Consider the following 16,668-nt stretch of genomic DNA (forward strand, 5'->3'; position numbering starts at 1 on the left):
CGGCGGTAAGGAGAATCCGGGTGACCCGGGTGACCTGCAACATGACCTGACTAACGCCGTACGGCCCCCGCGGTTGCGCCCCGCCCCGCCGCACCTCAACCCCTTTGCCCTGCGGCCTGCCTGCCTAGTACCGTGGGGGGCGATTGGTGACACCCCGCTCGACTGTGTCATCATCTGCACGCACCACTCGCGCTCACGCGAGCGGCTGTGCGGGAGGCGTCGCCTAGTCCGGTCTATGGCGCCGCACTGCTAATGCGGTTTGGGCCTTAAAGCCCATCGAGGGTTCAAATCCCTCCGCCTCCGCGCAAGATCACCGAAGCCCCGGTCCACTGACCGGGGCTTCGGTCGTTTTCGCAGGTCACAAGGGGTGCGGCAAACGGATTTCACATGGCGACGGCAGTCATGTAATGTTCTTCCTGTCGCCGCGAGCAGCCCAGAAGGGCCAGAACGGCGACAAAAACAAAAACACACAAGCACTCGTAGCTTAACGGATAGAGCATCTGACTACGGATCAGAAGGTTGCAGGTTCGAATCCTGCCGAGTGCACATAGGCCAGGGGCCCCGGAGTAATCCGGGGCCCCTGACGTTTTGGGCGCGCGCTCAATGGCCGCCCGCAGCCTTCACGTCGGCAAGCTGCTGGGCGAGCTGGGCACGCAGCGCCGTCACGTACTCGGACGGCCATCTGCGGGAGTCCTACGAGGAGTTGCCGGGCACAGGCAGGAGTCGTCCTCTTCTGGGTCTCGCCCTCTTCGACCAGGCCCATGGGCGACTCCATCAGGACCTCTTGGCGATCACGGATCACGGCGGCCACGGCCAGGTGCCCGAGACGCACGATCGCTTCGTGTCCGTCTGACGGGACGGTCTTACGGTGACGCCCTTCGAAAAGGCGCGAAGCCCCGGTGACGTAGAGCGAACGAAGATCAGGGCTCGGTGCGCTGTGCTGTCGTGCCCCTGCGATCGTGGGCGCCGTGAGCGAACTGGTGGAGCGGGTGGACGAGCAGGATCAGGTACTCGGCGTCGTGGAACGGGACGAAGCGATCGAGAACCATTGGCTGCACCGTGTCGCGACGACAGTCTGTCGTGATCCGGAGGGCCGCATCCTGGTGCATCGAAGACAGGAGGACGTGTCCCGATTCCCGGGGCAGTACAACTGGCTGATCGGCGGGGCCGCAGAGGTCGGGGAGACGTACGAGGAGGCGGCGGCCCGCGAGCTCACCGAGGAACTGGGCGTCCAGGCGCCGGTGCGGTTCGTCTTCAAGTTCTTGTGTGGAGGGGTGATCAGTCCCTATTGGCTCGGCGTGCATGAAGCCGTAGTGACGGAGATGATCGCCCCTGACTCGGCGGAGATCGCCTGGTACGGCTGGGTCACTGAGAGCGAGCTGCAGGAGGCGCTTCGACAGTGGACCTTTGTACCCGACGGGGTTGACGCCCTGAGGCGTTACCTGGCTCGGCCGAGCACATGGCCGGGCGGTTGATCGGCCGGCCGGAGGGACGGGACTGACGGCAACGAGACGATTCCGGTGGAGGGTGAGTATCGCGGTGGACGTCACCGCGTAGGGGCCGGGATCAGGGCGTTCGGCAGCGCCCAGGGCATGGGTGTTGCGATCAGCGGTACCGCCGCGGAAGTCGTGCTCGTGGGCGTCAGGGTGATTGCGTGTCGTGCAGGGCGTGGAGTTCCTCGATGGACGTCCGTGCCAGACCGGTCGTGGGGGTGAACCAGTCGTTCAGTACGGCGATTTCGGCGGTGGAGTAGTCGGCGAAGAGCGAAGAGGTTGTGGAGGCGGGCGGCGTACGGCCGAGGTCGCCACGCCTGTTGCGGTGGCCGGGGAGCCCGGGGCCGCCGCTGCTGCTGCCGAGTCCTTGGGCTGAGCGCGGGCGATCTTGGTGGAGCGGCATTGTCAGTGGCTGCCTCTACAGTCGTAGGCGATGGCACAAGCATGGAAGTGCTCGGGGCTGCGGTGGTCGGCGGCTGGTCCCGTGCTCGTGTGGGACGGTGGTCGGCGCAGTGCGCTGACCAGGGGGAAAAGGGTGGCCTTCGGGGTCACGGACGGGGGTGTTCGGGAGTGTGTGGGGGCACGGGGGAATGCGTGTCCGGTACGGGCGGGTGTGCCGGGGCGGAGTACGGGGGCGCGGTGCGAGACGTGCGCGCGGCTGGACCGGGCGCACTCCGTGGCCGCCGACACGATGGCCGACGATCCGCGGCCGTATCACGTATATCTGGCGTGGTTCGGGCCAGGGATGGTGAAGGTCGGCATCACCGCCGAAGAGCGGGGATCCGCGCGGCTGCTGGAGCAGGGAGCCGTGTGCTTCAGCTGGCTGGGGCTCGGCCCGCTGATGGCCGCGCGGCGCACCGAGGAACTGCTGCGGGCGGCACTCCGGGTGCCGGACCGGATTCCGTACGGCGACAAGCGGGCCGTGCGGTCCGGCCTGGCGGGGACGGCCGAGGAGCGGGCGGCCGAGCTCGGCGAGCTGCATGCGCGGGCCGTGGCCCTGGGCGGGTGGCCGGAGTCCCTGGCCCGTGAGCCGTATCGCCCCGTCGATCACGTCGAGGTGTTCGGGCTCGCCGGCCTTCCCAACCCTGTCGGTGAGGTGAGCGAGCTGGTCCCGGGCGGGGCCGTGAGCGGGCGGCTCGTGGCGGCCGCGGGGCCCGATCTGCATCTGGAGAACGGGGGCAGGGGCGTCGTGCTGGATACGCGGGTGATGACCGGGTGGCAGCTGGTGCCGGTGGCGAGTGATGAACTCACCGTGCCGGTTCGGGAGTTCAAGACGGTGACGGTGGAGGTGACGGTCCAGGACGGGTTGTTCTAGAGAGAGGGGCGGAGCGTGTGCCGGGCGGAGCGTGTGCGGGGCGGGGCGGGGCGTGTGCCGCGTGGGCGGGGGCAGAGTGGCTGCCCGTGGTGAAGCTCAGTCGTTGCCGGGGTTTCGTAGCGATTCCCAGGTGCTCCCTGAGAGGTACCTGTGCTTTCTCAGGAAAATCACAGGTTCCGGAAATGGTGTTCTCAGAGGGCCCCGACAAGGTGTCCGCTATGACCACGACCTCGCCCCAGGGGCGCACCGAACTGCTGAGGCCGGACGGGAGCCCCGTCCGAGTGCTTGTGGTGGACGACGAGTTGTCGATCACCGAGCTGTTGTCCATGGCTCTTCGCTATGAAGGCTGGCAGATCCGCAGCGCGGGGGACGGCCAGGGCGCCGTTCAGACCGCGCGGGAGTTCCGTCCGGACGCCGTCGTTCTCGACATGATGCTGCCCGACATGGACGGGCTCGCCGTGCTCGGGCGGCTGCGGCGGGAGCTGCCGGACGTTCCCGTTCTGTTCCTCACCGCCAAGGACGCGGTCGAGGACCGGATCGCCGGGCTCACCGCGGGCGGTGACGACTATGTCACCAAGCCGTTCAGCTTGGAGGAAGTCGTCGCCCGGCTGCGCGGTCTCATCCGCCGCTCCGGTGCCGCCGACCGTCGCTCCGACTCCGTGCTCGTCGTCGGTGACCTCACCCTCGACGAGGACAGCCACGAGGTGAGCCGGGCCGGCGACAGCATCCACCTCACGGCCACCGAGTTCGAGCTGCTCCGGTTCCTCATGCGGAATCCCCGGCGGGTGCTCAGCAAGGCGCAGATACTCGACCGTGTGTGGTCGTACGACTTCGGCGGGCAGGCCAACGTCGTCGAGCTGTACATCTCGTATCTGCGGCGGAAGATCGACGCGGGGCGGGAGCCGATGATCCACACCCGGCGCGGTGCCGGTTACCTGATCAAGCCCGCGTCCTCGTGAGCGGACGACGACGGCCGCGTCCGCAGAAGCGACGTGGGGGTCCCCCCGCTCAAGCGAAGTCGAGAGTGGGGGAGGGACGACCTCGCACCCTGCGGACGAGGCTTGTCGTCGCGTCGGTGGTGTTGATCGCCGTGGTGTGTGCGGTGATCGGGACCGTGACGACGCTGGCTCTGCGTTCGCATCTGTACCAGGAGCTGGACGGACAGGTCGACGACGCGGGGAAGCGGATTTCGGCGCCCGCGAGGCCCGGCGGGGAGCCGGGCGCGGACGATCAGGGGACGAACACTTCCTCGAACACTGCCTCGACGACGGACCGGCTTGAGGAATTCGTCACCATGGGGCCGACGCAGGCGAAGACCGTGGCCGCCCAGGTCGGCACCAACGGCAAGGTCACCCGAGCGGTCGTCGCCGAGCAGGACTCCGGCGACGACGGCGACTACCTCAGGGACATGTCGGCCGTCGACCTGAGCGACGCCCAGATGACCGTGCTCAACGGGGTTTCCCAGGACGGCAAGCCGCACACCGTGTCCCTTCCCGGCCTCGGTGACTACCGCGTGCAGTACGTCAAGAGTGTCGACAGCGCCGCCGCCTACTACGTCGCCCTGCCGACCGACACGGTCACCAGCACCGTCAACACGCTCATCCTCGTCGAGGTGAGCGTCACCGGTGCCGGCCTGATAGCCGCCGGTATCGCGAGTTCGGTTCTCGTCGGTGTGGCCACCCGCCCGCTCCGCAAGGTCGCCGCCACCGCCACCCGTGTCTCCGAACTCCCCCTGCACACCGGCGAGGTCAACCTCAGCGAGCGTGTCCCCGAGTCGGAGACCGATCCGCATACCGAGGTCGGTCAGGTCGGTGCGGCGCTCAACAGAATGCTGGACCACGTGCACGGGGCGCTGCACTCACGGCAGCAGAGTGAGACGCGGGTGCGGCAGTTCGTCGCGGACGCCAGTCATGAGCTGCGTACGCCACTCGCCTCGATCCGCGGGTATGCCGAGCTGACCAGACGCGGCAGAGAGCAGGTCGGGCCCGACACCCGGCACGCGCTCGGCCGGATCGAGTCCGAGGCGGGCCGGATGACGCTGCTCGTGGAAGACCTGTTGCTGCTGGCTCGGCTCGACGCCGGACGGCCCTTGCAGTTCGAGCAGACCGACGTCATTCCGCTGGTCGTCGACACCATCAGCGACGCCCGCGCGGCGGGCATGGATCACAACTGGCGCCTCGACCTGCCCGACGAACCCGCCCTGGTCTCGGGGGACGCGGCCCGGCTCCAGCAGGTGCTCATCAACCTGCTCGGCAACGCGCGCAAGCACACTCCGCCGGGTACGACCGTCACCGCGCGGATTCAGCGGCGCGGGCCCTGGATGTGTGTGGACGTCGAGGACGACGGCGAGGGCATCCCGCCCGATCTGCTGCCGCATGTCTTCGAACGGTTTGCGCGCGGTGACTCCTCACGGTCCCGTGCCTCCGGCTCGACCGGCCTCGGGCTCGCCATCGTGCAGGCCGTCGCGACCGCGCACGGCGGTGCGGTGACCGTGGACAGTGTCCCGGGACGCACGGTCTTCACCGTGCATCTGCCTGCTCTCGACCCGCAGACGCCCGGCCCGCACACGCCCGACCCCTGGACGTCCGACCCGCGGACGCTCGACCCGCGGACGTCCGACCCCTGCACGTCCGACCCGCGGACGCCCGACCCCTGCGCGTCCGACCCGCGGACGCCCGACCCCTGCGCGTCCGACCCGCGGACGCTCGACCCGCGGACGTCCGACCTGCAGACGCTCGGCCCGGCGCCCGAAACATATCGGCAACCGCACTCACAGGCACAGCACAGTTCCACCACACCGGTGCAACAGGCGACTTGAGAAGAGTCGGTTCCATGCGAACCGACTCTTCTCCCGGCTCCCTGCCGGCGCGGGAGCACCTCCCGGCCGGGGACGCCGGTACGCCTGTCCTGGACGTAGTGATCCCCGTCTACAACGAGGAGAAGGACCTCCAGCCGTGTGTGCTGAGACTCCATCAGCACCTCAAGCGCACCTTCCCGTACGCCTTCCGCATCACGATCGCGGACAACGCGTCGACCGACACCACCCCGCAGGTGGCGTCCCGGCTGGCGGCGGAGCTGGCGGAGGTGCGGTCGGTCCGGCTGGAGCAGAAGGGCCGCGGCCGGGCCCTGCGCACCGTGTGGTCCGCCTCGGACGCGCCGGTCCTCGCCTACATGGACGTCGACCTGTCCACCGACCTCAACGCGCTGCTTCCGCTGGTGGCGCCGCTGATCTCGGGTCACTCGGACCTCGCGATCGGCTCCCGGCTCAGCCGGAGTTCCCGCGTGGTACGGGGTGCCAAGCGTGAGTTCATCAGCCGGACGTACAACCTGATCCTGCGCGGCTCGCTCCAGGCCCGTTTCTCCGACGCCCAGTGCGGCTTCAAGGCGATCCGCCGGGATGTGGCCCAGGTTCTGCTGCCCCTCGTCGAGGACACCGGCTGGTTCTTCGACACCGAGATGCTGGTGCTCGCCGAGCGCGCGGGCCTCCGTATCCACGAAGTGCCCGTCGACTGGGTCGACGACCCCGACTCCACCGTCCACATCGTGAAGACGGCGACCGACGACCTCAAGGGTGTCTGGCGGGTGGGCAAGGCCCTGGCCACCGGTTCGCTGTCGCTGGACCGGCTCGTCCGGCCGTTCGGCGACGACCCGCGGGACCGCGAGATCCAGGACGTACCCAAGGGGCTGGCCCGCCAGCTGGTCGGATTCTGTGTCGTGGGCGGCCTGTCCACCCTCTTCTACCTCCTCCTCTACACCGCGTTCCGGCAGTTCTCCGGCTCGCAGATCGCCAACGCGCTCGCCCTGCTGGTCTCCGCGATCGCCAACACGGCGGCCAACCGGCGGCTGACGTTCGGGGTGCGCGGCCGTGGCGGTGCCATCAAGCACCAGGCGCAGGGCCTGGTCGTCTTCGGCATCGGCCTGATTCTGACCAGCGGTTCGCTCGCCGCGCTGAACGCGGCGTCCAGCGACCCCGGGCACACCACCGAGCTGGCGGTCCTCGTCGCCGCCAACCTCGCGGCGACGGTGCTGCGCTTCCTGCTGTTCCGCGCGTGGGTGTTCCCGGACCAGCGGGACGAGGACCGGCCGTCGACCGTGGTCGCCTTGCCCACGACGCCCCTGCCCGCGACGCCCGCGCCCACTCCGCCCGTGCCCACCCCGCCCACTCCCCACCGCACGGCCCCGCTGCCCCAGCGCCCGAGGCCGCCGCACCAGAACTCCCCGTACGGCACCCCGTACGGCACCCCGTACGACTCCACCCCGGTCCGCGCCGGTGAAGCCGCGGACCGCTCCTGGAAGGACGCGACGTTGCGGCTGCAGCCCGTGCGTCCCGCCGACACTGATCCGAGGGACCGACGATGACCACGTACTACACAGCCGGTACGGCCGTCACGGAGCCCATCGCTCCGCCGGCGCCGGCGGCCGGAGAGCCGAAGCAGCCGTTCGTACGGAGACTGTGGCGCGGCCGGCCCGAGGACCCCCGCTGGGTGCGCCCGGCGTTCTGGGGCCTGCTGCTCGCCACCGCGGCGCTCTACTTCTACAACCTGAGCGCATCCGGCTACGCCAACTCCTTCTACTCCGCCGCCGTCCAGGCCGGCAGCCAGTCCTGGAAGGCCTTCTTCTTCGGCTCGCTCGACGCGGCCAACGCCATCACCGTCGACAAGCCCCCGGCCGCACTGTGGCCGATGGCCCTGTCGGTGCGCCTCTTCGGCCTCAGCTCCATGGCGATCCTGGCCCCTGAGGTCCTGATGGGCGTCGGCACGGTCGCCGTCGTCTACGCCTCCGTACGCCGCCGGTTCAGCCCCGCGGCCGGTCTGATCGCGGGCGTCGTGCTCGCGCTCACCCCCGTCGCGGCGCTGATGTTCCGGTTCAACAACCCGGACGCGATGCTGGCGCTGCTGATGGCGGTCGCCTGCTACTTCGTCGTGCGGGCGCTGGAGGACGGCCGTACGAAGTGGCTGGTGTGGGCCGGAGTCGCGATCGGCTTCGCCTTCCTGGCCAAGACGTTGCAGGCCTTCCTGATCCTGCCGCCGCTGGCGATCGTGTACGCGGTGTGCGCGCCGGTGACGGTGCGGAAGCGGTTTGTGCAGCTGGCGCTGGCGACGGTCGCGATCGTCGTCTCCGGCGGCTGGTGGGTCGCGATCGTCGAACTGTGGCCCGCGTCCTCGCGCCCCTACATCGGCGGCTCCCAGAACAACAGCTTCCTGGAGCTGACCTTCGGCTACAACGGCCTCGGCCGGCTGAACGGCGAGGAGACCGGCAGCGTCGGCGGAGGCGGTGGCGGCGGGAACACCGGCCAGTGGGGGGAGACCGGCTGGGACCGGATGTTCAACTCCGAGATCGGCGGCCAGATCTCCTGGCTGCTTCCGGCGGCCCTGATCCTGCTGATCGCGGGCCTGGTGGCCACGCGCAAGCTCAAGCGGACGTCCGTGACCCGTGGTTCGTTCCTGGTGTGGGGCGGCTCGCTGCTGATCACCATGGTCGTCTTCAGCTATATGGCCGGCATCTTCCACCAGTACTACACGGTGGCCCTCGCCCCCTACATGGCGGCCGTGATCGGCATGGGCGCCACGACGCTGTGGGAGAAGCGGCGTGAGATGTGGGCCTCGCTCGCCCTCGCCGCCGCGGTCGTGGCGAGTGCGGTCTGGGGTTACGTCCTGCTCAACCGCACCCCGGACTACCTCCCCTGGCTGAAGTGGCTGGTCCTGGTCGGCGGTCTGGCCGGCGCCCTCGGCCTGATCTTCGTCGCCAGGCTGGGCCGTCAACTGGCCCTCGCGGCAGCCGGGTTGAGCTTCGTCGCGGCCGTCGCCGGTCCGACGGCGTACACCATCAGCACGCTTCAGGAGGGCCACACCGGCTCCATCGTCACGGCCGGCCCGGCCGGGGCGAGCATGATGGGCGGCGGTCCTGGTGGCGGTGGCGGCGGCACGGGCGGCGGGATGCCGGGCCAGAACGGCAACGGGAACGGCAACGGCAACACACAGGGGCAGGGTCAGGGCCAGCAGGGCGGCGGCATGGGCCAGCCCCCGACCGGCGGCACCGGCGGGATACCGGGTGGCGGCATGCCGGGCCAGAACGGCAACAGCAACAGCAACAGTCAGAGCCAGAGCCAGGGCCAGAACCAGCAGGGCGGCATGCCCGGCGGGCAGACGGGCGAGGGCGGCGGCATGGGCGGTGGCGGCGTCGGCGGCCTGCTCAACGGCGCCACCGTCTCCGACGAGGCCAAGAAGCTGCTGGAGGCGAACGCCGGGGACTACACCTGGGCCGCCGCGGCCATCGGCGCCCAGAACGCGGCGAGCTACCAGCTCTCCACCGGCGAACCCGTCATGGCGATCGGCGGCTTCAACGGCACCGACCCGTCCCCGACGCTGGCCCAGTTCAAGCAGTACGTGGCCGACGGCAAGATCCACTACTTCATCTCCAGCGGCTCCGGCGGCGGCGGCATGGGCGGCAGCAGCAGCGGTACGTCCTCGCAGATCACGGAGTGGGTCGAGGCCAACTTCACGAAGGTGACGGTCGGTTCGTCGACGTTCTACGACCTGACGCAGGAGGCGAGCAGCAGCAGTAACTGACAGTGCTCCGGTGAGCGAGGGAGGGGCGGTGGCGATGGCGCCACCGCCCCTCCCCCTTCTCCCTCCTCACCCACATCTCTGCTGTACGCCGTATAGGAAGTGTTCTACGCTGTACAGCATGACCACGTCCCCCCAGGGCCATCCCCAGCGCTGGCTGATCCTCGGCGTCATCTGTCTCGCCCAGCTCACCGTGCTGATCGACAACACCGTGCTGAACGTGGCGATCCCCTCGCTCACCACCGAGCTGGGCGCCGCCACCTCCGACATCCAATGGATGATCAACGCGTACTCACTGGTGCAGTCGGGCCTGCTGCTGACCGCGGGCAGCGCCGCCGACCGCTACGGCCGTAAGAAGATGCTGATCGCGGGCCTGGCCCTGTTCGGCATCGGCTCGCTGGCCGCCGGACTCGCCGATTCCACCGGGCAGTTGATCGCGGCGCGGGCGGGTATGGGGGTGGGCGGTGCGCTGCTGCTGACCACGACGCTCGCCGTGGCCATGCAGATATTCGCGCCGGAGGAGCACCCCAAAGCCATCGGCATCTGGAGCGCCGTCAACGCGCTCGGCTTCGCCGCGGGGCCGCTGCTGGGCGGGTTCATGCTGAACCACTTCTGGTGGGGCGCGATCTTCCTGATCAACCTGCCGGTCGCCGCGCTGGGCCTCGTCGCCGTGATCGCCCTGGTCCCCGAGTCCAAGGCTGTATTTTCCCGGGGGACAACCCCCGGACCCCCGGAGCGCGGCGACCGCCCCGACCTGCTCGGTGCGCTGCTGTCCACGATCGGCATGTCCTCGCTGGTGTTCGCGATCATCTCCGGGCCCGAGCACGGGTGGACGTCCGGGCGGGTGCTGGGCACGGGTGCGCTGGCCGTGGTCGTGCTCGGGATGTTCGCGTACTGGGAGAGCCGGATTCCGTATCCGATGCTCGACATGCAGTTCTTCCGGGACCAGCGGTTCACCGGTGCGGTGGCGGGGGCGGTGCTGATCACCTTCGGGATGGGCGGGGCGCTGTTCCTGCTGACGCAGCATCTGCAGTTCGTGCTGGGTTACGACGCGCTGGAGGCGGGGCTGCGTACGGCGCCGCTCGCGCTGTCCGTGGTGGCGCTGAACTTCTCGGGGCTGTCGGCGAAGTGGACGGCGAAGCTGGGGACACCGGTGTCCATCCTGCTGGGCATGGTGCTGATGTCGGCGGGACTGGTGTCCATCGCCACGCTGGCCTCCGGCGGTTATGCCGGGACGCTGCTCGGGTTGCTGCTGATCGGAGTGGGATGCGCTGTGGCCAACCCGGCGATGGCGCACGCCATCATGAGTGCGATTCCCCGGGAGAAGGCGGGAGTCGGTGCCGGCGTCAACGGCACGCTCGCGGAGTTCGGGAACGGGCTCGGGGTGGCCGTGCTCGGGGCCGTGCTCAACTCGCGGTTTGCCGCGTTGATTCCGGTGGCGGCGGCGTCTTTGCCTGCGGCGTTGGCTTCGGCGGGGTCTGCGGAGGAGAAGGAGCGTATAACGGATGCGTTTTCTTCTGGGCTTCAGACCAGTCAGCTGGTGGGGGCGTTGGCGGTGTTGCTGGGTGGGGTGGTCGCGGCGGCGTTGCTGCGACGTGCGGAAAGGGCAGACTCGGGGGTGTTGGTCGCCCACTAGTTCGGGTGGTGCGGTCGTCTCGCGAGTGCGGTTTGTATGTGGTCGGTCGCGCAGTTCCCCGCGCGACCGGCATCAGGAGACTCAGGAAGGTGCGCCATGAGCAAGTCAGCCCAGCGGGCGGCGCGTACCAGCGTCTGGCTGGAGGGGAAGGCACGGCGTGGCGGGCGTGGCGGCGGGCAGCCCTCCGGGCTCGATCGTGACCGGATCACCGAGGTCACCGTCCGGCTGCTGGATGCCGAGGGGCTGGGCAGGTTCTCCATGCGGCGGCTGGCCGGGGAGCTGAACGTCACGGCGATGTCCGTGTACTGGTACGTCGACACCAAGGACGACCTGCTCGAACTCGCCCTGGACGCGGCCTTCGGCGAACTGCGGTTGCCTGACCCGGACACGGAGGGCGAGGACTGGCGCGATCAGCTGCGCACGCTGGCCCGGGAGTACCGGGGCCTGCTGGTGCGGCACCCGTGGCTGTCACCGCTCGCCGGGACGTTTCTGAACATCGGCCCGAACTCGCTGTCGTTCTCCCGGGTCGTCCAGCGCGTCATCCGCCGGACCGGCCTGCCCGCGCGGGGACTCACCGGCGCCATCTCGGCCGTCTTCCAGTTCGTGTACGGATACGGCACGATCGAGGGCCACTTCATCGCCCGCTGCGCGGACGCCGGCATGACCCAGGACGACTACTTCCGGCACGCGATGAGCGCGGTCACCCGGTCCCCGGACGCCGCCGAGGTCATCCAGGAGTCCGCCGACCTCATGGCGGCCCGCGGCGGTGACACCGTGGAGGAGATGCGAGAGCGGGACTTCGAGTTCGCGCTGGAGCTGCTGATCGCGGGGATCGAGGCGATGGTGAGGGCTGCTGGGGCGGAGCGGCCGTAAGCAGGCGGGTGCTGTCGGGGGCGGCCGGAATCGACCTGCGGGAAGGCGCCCGCCACTCTCGGCACCGGGTGACATCTCCCAGCCCGTCCGGCGTTTGAGGACGAGGCCGTTCAGGTCGACGGGGGTCTGGGGCGGAGCCCGCAGCGGGCGCGCTGGAGCCGCGGTTCCAGCGCGCCCGCCTAGCCCTGCGGAGCCAGCCGTGCCGGGAACCCGCCCGTCGCCACCGGCCCCCACCGCTCGGGCGTGACCCGGATGATCGACTTGCCCTGCTTCACCATCGCCTCCCGGTACTCGTGCCAGTCCGGGTGCTCCCCGGCGATGTTGCGGTAGTACTCGACGAGCGGCTCCACGGAATCCGGCGAGTCGATGACCTCGGCGGTCCCGTCGATCTGGACCCACGGCCCGTTCCAGTCGTCGCTCAGCACGAGGAGGCTGACCCGCTCGTCCCGCTTGGCGTTGCGTGTCTTCGCGCGCTCGGGGTAGGTGGAGACCACGATTCGCCCCGAGTCGTCGACCCCGCAGGTGAGCGGCGACGCCTGCGGGCTCCCGTCGCCCCGCCGGGTCAACAGGATCGCGCGATGCCGGGTCCGTACGAAGTCCAGCAACCCGTCCAGGGAGACGCGGGTATTGGTCGCGATGTTCGGTGCCATGCCGTCAGCCTAGGGGCACGGGCACGGGCACGGGCACGGGCACGGGCACGGCTCGGCCTGCCCCTGCTGAGCTGAGCCTAGGTTGGGGGCTGTGGTCATGGCAGGCCGAGCGTACGGACGTCACCGACGCCCGGCCGGACAGGCCAGGTCGGGCTTCGAATGGTTCGGAGAACAGGTCACCAGTGCCGAGGAAAGGTACGAGGGGCGTTCAAGGGAGAAGCCGTACGACACGTCTCTGCCGGATTCCAGCCGCTCGGCCGCGGATCCGACCAGCGTGATCTGCCGGGTGGTGTCACGTTCCCACACGGAGGCGAACCGGTGCGTGTACTGGGTCAGTTCCGGCGGTGGATGAGGTCGCGCGAGGCCCCGGGCTCCAGGGCGGCTTTCTGCATGCGGTCGAGAATGAGTCGGTACTTGGCCAACTGTGCGACGGAGTGGATGAGTTCGCTGCCGTGGGGCCGCGTCGAGCTGTGCTGTGTCGAGGGCGGGTACGGGCCCGTACGTATGGTCCAGCCGACTGCTGGGGCGGCCGGTCCCTCGGGGGCGGCCTGCTGGATCGCGGTGCCGGGAAGCTGCTGTGGTTCGAGGTGGGCGGATGAGGTCTGAGTCATCACCAGCCACGTCATGCCTGAGGCAGCGTCATGCCTGCGGCAGCGACTCGCCCTGTACCGCTTCGATGTCCAGCTCCACCTTCAGCGTCGTACCGACCGCCGCGATGCCCGCCTGGACCACCTCGTTGTAGTACATGGCGAAGTCCTCGCGCTGCAGTCGGGTCGTGGCACGGAAGGCGGCCCGGGTGCCGCCCCAGGGGTCCGCGCCGGTGCCGAGGTAGGCGAGGTCGAGGTCGACGGGTCGTACGACGCCGTGCAGGCCCAGCTCGCCGTGGACCGTCCAGCGGTCCGGACCTGCCGGCGTCAGGCCCGTCGAACGGTAGGTGATCTCGGGGTATGTCGCCACGTCCAGGAAGTCCGCGGACGTCAGATGCCCGTCCCGCATCGCGTTCCCCGTGTCGACGGACGCGGCCCGGATCACCGCCTCCACCCGGGACTTGGCGACGTCGTCGGGCGCGACCTCGATCAGGCCCGCGAACTCGGTGAACCGGCCGTGCACGCTGGAGATCCCCAGATGCTGGGCGACGGCGCTGACGCGGGAGTGCGCCGGGTCGATGGTCCAGGGCCCGGGCGGCGGCAGCTCGGCGCCGCCCTGCCGGGCCAGCGTCACCGTGCCCACGTCGGCCCGGCCGCTCGCGGTGACGATCGCGCTGGCGGCGGCGGGCGCGTAGCCGACAGCCGTGACGATGACCGTGTACGCCCCGGGAGTCAGCGCGGTCGCATCCCGCACGGCCCCCTCCTCGTCGGCCTCCGCCCGCACCACCTGCGCACCGGTCATGTCGGTCACCGTGACCACCGCGTGCGACACGGCCCATCCGTCCCGCGTCCGGATCTTCGCGGTCAGTCCCATCCGTCAACTCCCTGCGAAACCTTGCAAATTGGCCATAGAGCGGACCGGCCCGTGCCGAACGCGCACCTCCACCCAGGGCGCGCGCCCGGCACGGGCCGGGGTTCCGGCTACTCGCCCGGGTGGGCGAGTTCGATGTCGTGGGCGTCGGCTCCACGACCGGAGACGGTCAGCGCCGTCGCGACCGGCGGGTAGCCCGTCGCGATGACGGTGTACTCCCCGCCGTCGAGGTCGGTGAAGGCGTACGCCCCGTCCGTGCCGGTGGTGGCGGTGCCGACCACGTTGCCCGCCGCGTCGAGCAGCGTCACACGGGCGTCGGCCAGCGGACCGTGCGGGGCCCGTACGACACCCTGGACCTGCGCGCCCGCGTCGAGGTCGACCTCGATCCGGGTGACCCCGGTGCCGCTCACCTCGGCGGGCAGGGCACGCGGCCGGAACCCGGCGGCGTTCACCGCGACGGTCACGGCACCCGGCACCAGCTCGGTGAAAGCGAACTCGCCCTGCTCACCGGTGACCTGGGTGGCCAGCAGATCCCCGCGCACATCGGTGACGATCACCATCGCGTCCTTGACCGGAAGGGCGGTCGCCACCGCCCGCACGACACCGTTCAGCCCGCTGGTGCCGCTGAGCAGGATGTCGTACGACAACGGCTCGCCGTTGACCACGATCGTGGACGCCTGCGGCTGGAACCCGTCGGCGGAGGCGATCAGGACGTACGAGCCCGCGCCCGGCGCGTCCACCGCGTAGGAGCCGTCGCCCTGCGCGACCGAGCGGCCCAGCTGGCGCCCGGCGAGGGAGATCAGCGTGACGGCGGCCTGCGGGACGGGCGCGCTCTCGGCGCCGCGGACATGGCCGCGGACCGGTATGCCGCCGGAATGCTCCCGCGGCGGAGCCACCGTGGCGACGGCGGCGAGCTTCTGCGTGCCCTCCGGACCGGCCTCGGGACCGGCACCGGGACCGGCCTCGGCGTTTGCGGCGACGGCCCAGCTCGGAACCTTGCTCGGAACATTGCTCGGAACCTTCTCGCCGACCGGAGCTTCAGCGGTCGCCTCGGCCGGGGTCTTCTCGGACTCGGACCCGGGGTTCTGCGCCATCGCGCCCTTCGTCTTCAGCGGAACCTCCTTGATGAACAGCACGAACAGCAGGGCGAGCAGTGCGCCCGGCGCGGCGTAGAGGAACACGTCCGCTATGCCGTGGCCGTAGGCGCTCTCCATGAGCGTGCGGACCGGGCCGGGCAGGGCGTCCAGGTCCGGGATGCTGCCGGTGGAGGAGGAACCGGTGACCGCGGCGGCGGACTGCGGGTCGAGGGTGGCGGCGCCCTGCTCGACGTAGTGCGTGATCCGGTGGCTGAGGACCGTGCCGAGTGCGGAGACGCCCACCGCACCGCCGAGGGAGCGGAAGAAGGTCACCACCGAGCTGGCCACGCCCAGATCGCTCGGGTCCACCTGGTTCTGCGTGGCCAGCACCAGGTTCTGCATCATCATGCCGACGCCGAGCCCCAGCATGGTCATGAAGATCGCCACGTGCCAGTACTCGGTGTCGTACCGGATCGTGCCGAGCAGGCCCAGGCCCGCCGTCAGCAGCACGGCACCGACCAGCAGCCACGCCTTCCAGCGCCCGGTGCGGGTGATGATCCGGCCGGAGACGGCGGAGGCGACGAACAGGCCGGTGATCATCGGGATGGTCATGACGCCGGACATGGTCGGCGACTTGTCCCGGGCCAGCTGGAAGTACTGGCTGAAGAAGATCGTGCCGGAGAACATCGCGACACCGACGAACAGCGAGGCGAGCGAGGTCAGCGTGATGGTGCGGTTGCGGAACATCCGCAGCGGGATGATCGGCTCGCTCGCCTTCGCCTCGACCAGCACGAAGATCGCGAGGAGCGCGACCGTACCGCCGACCATCGCGTACGTCTGCCAGGACACCCAGTCGTACTTGTCACCGGCGAAGGTGACCCAGACCAGCAGCAGGCAGACCCCGGCCGTGATGAAGAAGGCGCCGGCCCAGTCGACCTTGGCCCGCCGCTTGACCACCGGCAGGTGCAGGGTCCGCTGCAGCACGATCAGGGCTATCACGGCGAAAGGCACGCCGACGTAGAAGCACCAGCGCCAGCCCAGCCAGTCGGTGTCGGTGATGACACCGCCGATCAGCGGGCCGCCGACCATCGCGGTAGCGAACGTGGCGCCGAGGTAGCCGTTGTAGCGCCCGCGCTCACGCGGGGCGACCATCGCCGCCAGGATGATCTGGGCCAGCGACGACAGACCGCCCATGCCGATGCCCTGGACGGCGCGGAAGGAGATCAGCATCGCCGGGTTCTGCGACAGACCGGCCGCCGCCGAGCCCACCACGAAGATCACCAGCGCCAGCTGGATCAGCAGCTTCTTGGAGAACAGGTCGGCGAGCTTGCCCCACAGCGGGGTGGACGCGGTCATCGCCAGCAGCGTCGCGGTCACGACCCAGGTGTAGGCGCTCTGCCCGCCGCCGAGGTCCTGGATGATGTCGGGCAGGGCGTTGGAGACGATCGTGGACGACAGGATCGCGACGAACATGCCGAGCAGCAGGCCCGTCAGGGCCTCCATGATCTGCCGGTGCGTCATCGGAGCGCCGTCGGCGGAGCCTTGGGAGCCTCCCCCGTGCTTGGCGTGAGCCCGCACACCGGCTGGTGTGGTCGTTGCCA

At 69.9% G+C, this 16,668-nt stretch carries 13 protein-coding genes, 2 tRNA genes and 1 pseudogene; 10 read left to right on the forward strand and 6 right to left on the reverse strand.

Features of this window, described 5'->3' with window-relative positions; genetic code table 11:
* The first annotated feature begins 212 nt into the window (after nt 1-212).
* Both GFH49_RS34590 and GFH49_RS34595 read left to right on the forward strand, forming a co-directional pair.
* Nucleotides 213-303, forward strand: a tRNA-Ser gene (locus GFH49_RS34590).
* Between the two features lie 170 nt (nt 304-473).
* Nucleotides 474-546 (forward strand) — tRNA-Arg (locus GFH49_RS34595).
* A 151-nt stretch (nt 547-697) separates the two neighbouring features.
* Here GFH49_RS34595 and GFH49_RS41315 read toward each other — a convergent pair.
* A pseudogene (locus tag GFH49_RS41315) lies at nt 698-835 on the reverse strand (NUDIX hydrolase); the annotation flags it as partial.
* A gap of 133 nt (nt 836-968) precedes the next feature.
* On the opposite strand from GFH49_RS41315, the gene GFH49_RS34605 reads away from it, so the two are divergent.
* Nucleotides 969-1,475 carry an NUDIX hydrolase gene (locus GFH49_RS34605; protein WP_155060021.1) on the forward strand — a complete coding sequence of 169 codons (507 nt, stop codon included), beginning with the start codon at nt 969-971 and terminating at the stop codon, nt 1,473-1,475.
* 166 nt (nt 1,476-1,641) lie between these two features.
* Here GFH49_RS34605 and GFH49_RS41320 read toward each other — a convergent pair whose 3' ends face one another.
* On the reverse strand, nt 1,642-1,896 hold the full coding sequence (locus GFH49_RS41320; protein WP_155060022.1) for a hypothetical protein: 255 nt from the start codon (nt 1,894-1,896) through the stop codon (nt 1,642-1,644).
* A gap of 30 nt (nt 1,897-1,926) precedes the next feature.
* On the opposite strand from GFH49_RS41320, the gene GFH49_RS34615 reads away from it, so the two are divergent.
* The 7 genes from GFH49_RS34615 (at nt 1,927) to GFH49_RS34645 (ending at nt 11,883) form a co-directional block, all read left to right on the forward strand.
* Nucleotides 1,927-2,808 carry a DUF2797 domain-containing protein gene (locus GFH49_RS34615; protein ID WP_155060023.1) on the forward strand — a complete coding sequence of 294 codons (882 nt, stop codon included), beginning with the start codon at nt 1,927-1,929 and terminating at the stop codon, nt 2,806-2,808.
* A gap of 218 nt (nt 2,809-3,026) precedes the next feature.
* Nucleotides 3,027-3,767 carry a response regulator transcription factor gene (locus GFH49_RS34620; protein ID WP_196218225.1) on the forward strand — a complete coding sequence of 247 codons (741 nt, stop codon included), beginning with the start codon at nt 3,027-3,029 and terminating at the stop codon, nt 3,765-3,767.
* Nucleotides 3,764-5,626 carry a sensor histidine kinase gene (locus GFH49_RS34625; protein WP_155060025.1) on the forward strand — a complete coding sequence of 621 codons (1,863 nt, stop codon included), beginning with the start codon at nt 3,764-3,766 and terminating at the stop codon, nt 5,624-5,626. The genes GFH49_RS34620 and GFH49_RS34625 overlap by 4 nt, the downstream gene beginning before the upstream one ends.
* Before the next feature lie 14 nt (nt 5,627-5,640).
* Nucleotides 5,641-7,167: a bifunctional glycosyltransferase family 2/GtrA family protein gene (locus GFH49_RS34630; protein WP_155060026.1), complete on the forward strand. Its 1,527-nt coding sequence runs from the start codon at nt 5,641-5,643 to the stop codon at nt 7,165-7,167.
* Complete coding sequence (locus tag GFH49_RS34635; protein ID WP_155060027.1) at nt 7,164-9,377, forward strand: ArnT family glycosyltransferase; 2,214 nt, start codon at nt 7,164-7,166, stop codon at nt 9,375-9,377. The genes GFH49_RS34630 and GFH49_RS34635 overlap by 4 nt, the downstream gene beginning before the upstream one ends.
* A gap of 118 nt (nt 9,378-9,495) precedes the next feature.
* Nucleotides 9,496-11,010 carry an MFS transporter gene (locus GFH49_RS34640; protein ID WP_155060028.1) on the forward strand — a complete coding sequence of 505 codons (1,515 nt, stop codon included), beginning with the start codon at nt 9,496-9,498 and terminating at the stop codon, nt 11,008-11,010.
* 96 nt (nt 11,011-11,106) lie between these two features.
* Nucleotides 11,107-11,883, forward strand: coding sequence for a TetR/AcrR family transcriptional regulator (locus GFH49_RS34645; protein WP_155060029.1), 777 nt, complete (start codon nt 11,107-11,109; stop codon nt 11,881-11,883).
* 179 nt (nt 11,884-12,062) lie between these two features.
* Here GFH49_RS34645 and GFH49_RS34650 read toward each other — a convergent pair whose 3' ends face one another.
* The 4 genes from GFH49_RS34650 to GFH49_RS34665 all read right to left on the reverse strand — a co-directional run bounded on the left by GFH49_RS34650 (nt 12,063) and on the right by GFH49_RS34665 (nt 16,588).
* Complete coding sequence (locus GFH49_RS34650) at nt 12,063-12,533, reverse strand: PPOX class F420-dependent oxidoreductase (protein WP_155060030.1); 471 nt, start codon at nt 12,531-12,533, stop codon at nt 12,063-12,065.
* Between the two features lie 332 nt (nt 12,534-12,865).
* Nucleotides 12,866-13,144, reverse strand: coding sequence for a Scr1 family TA system antitoxin-like transcriptional regulator (locus GFH49_RS39585; protein WP_196218226.1), 279 nt, complete (start codon nt 13,142-13,144; stop codon nt 12,866-12,868).
* Nucleotides 13,145-13,172: 28 nt separating this feature from the next.
* Nucleotides 13,173-13,994 carry a YceI family protein gene (locus GFH49_RS34660; protein WP_155060031.1) on the reverse strand — a complete coding sequence of 274 codons (822 nt, stop codon included), beginning with the start codon at nt 13,992-13,994 and terminating at the stop codon, nt 13,173-13,175.
* Between the two features lie 107 nt (nt 13,995-14,101).
* Nucleotides 14,102-16,588 carry an MFS transporter gene (locus GFH49_RS34665; protein WP_521970960.1) on the reverse strand — a complete coding sequence of 829 codons (2,487 nt, stop codon included), beginning with the start codon at nt 16,586-16,588 and terminating at the stop codon, nt 14,102-14,104.
* Nucleotides 16,589-16,668: the final 80 nt, after the last annotated feature.

It is taken from the genome of Streptomyces blattellae (genome assembly GCF_009709555.1).
GTDB lineage: Bacteria > Actinomycetota > Actinomycetes > Streptomycetales > Streptomycetaceae > Streptomyces > Streptomyces blattellae.

Coding starts and splice junctions, on each gene's coding strand:
- GFH49_RS34615 (WP_155060023.1), top strand. CDS start 1,927: ATGGCACAAGCATGGAAGTGCTCGGGGCTGCGGTGGTCGGCGGCTGGT.
- GFH49_RS34645 (WP_155060029.1), top strand. CDS start 11,107: ATGAGCAAGTCAGCCCAGCGGGCGGCGCGTACCAGCGTCTGGCTGGAG.
- GFH49_RS34665 (WP_521970960.1), bottom strand. CDS start 16,588: ATGACGCACCGGCAGATCATGGAGGCCCTGACGGGCCTGCTGCTCGGC.
- GFH49_RS34635 (WP_155060027.1), top strand. CDS start 7,164: ATGACCACGTACTACACAGCCGGTACGGCCGTCACGGAGCCCATCGCT.
- GFH49_RS34630 (WP_155060026.1), top strand. CDS start 5,641: ATGCGAACCGACTCTTCTCCCGGCTCCCTGCCGGCGCGGGAGCACCTC.
- GFH49_RS39585 (WP_196218226.1), bottom strand. CDS start 13,144: ATGACTCAGACCTCATCCGCCCACCTCGAACCACAGCAGCTTCCCGGC.
- GFH49_RS34640 (WP_155060028.1), top strand. CDS start 9,496: ATGACCACGTCCCCCCAGGGCCATCCCCAGCGCTGGCTGATCCTCGGC.
- GFH49_RS34620 (WP_196218225.1), top strand. CDS start 3,027: ATGACCACGACCTCGCCCCAGGGGCGCACCGAACTGCTGAGGCCGGAC.
- GFH49_RS41320 (WP_155060022.1), bottom strand. CDS start 1,896: ATGCCGCTCCACCAAGATCGCCCGCGCTCAGCCCAAGGACTCGGCAGC.
- GFH49_RS34660 (WP_155060031.1), bottom strand. CDS start 13,994: ATGGGACTGACCGCGAAGATCCGGACGCGGGACGGATGGGCCGTGTCG.
- GFH49_RS34650 (WP_155060030.1), bottom strand. CDS start 12,533: ATGGCACCGAACATCGCGACCAATACCCGCGTCTCCCTGGACGGGTTG.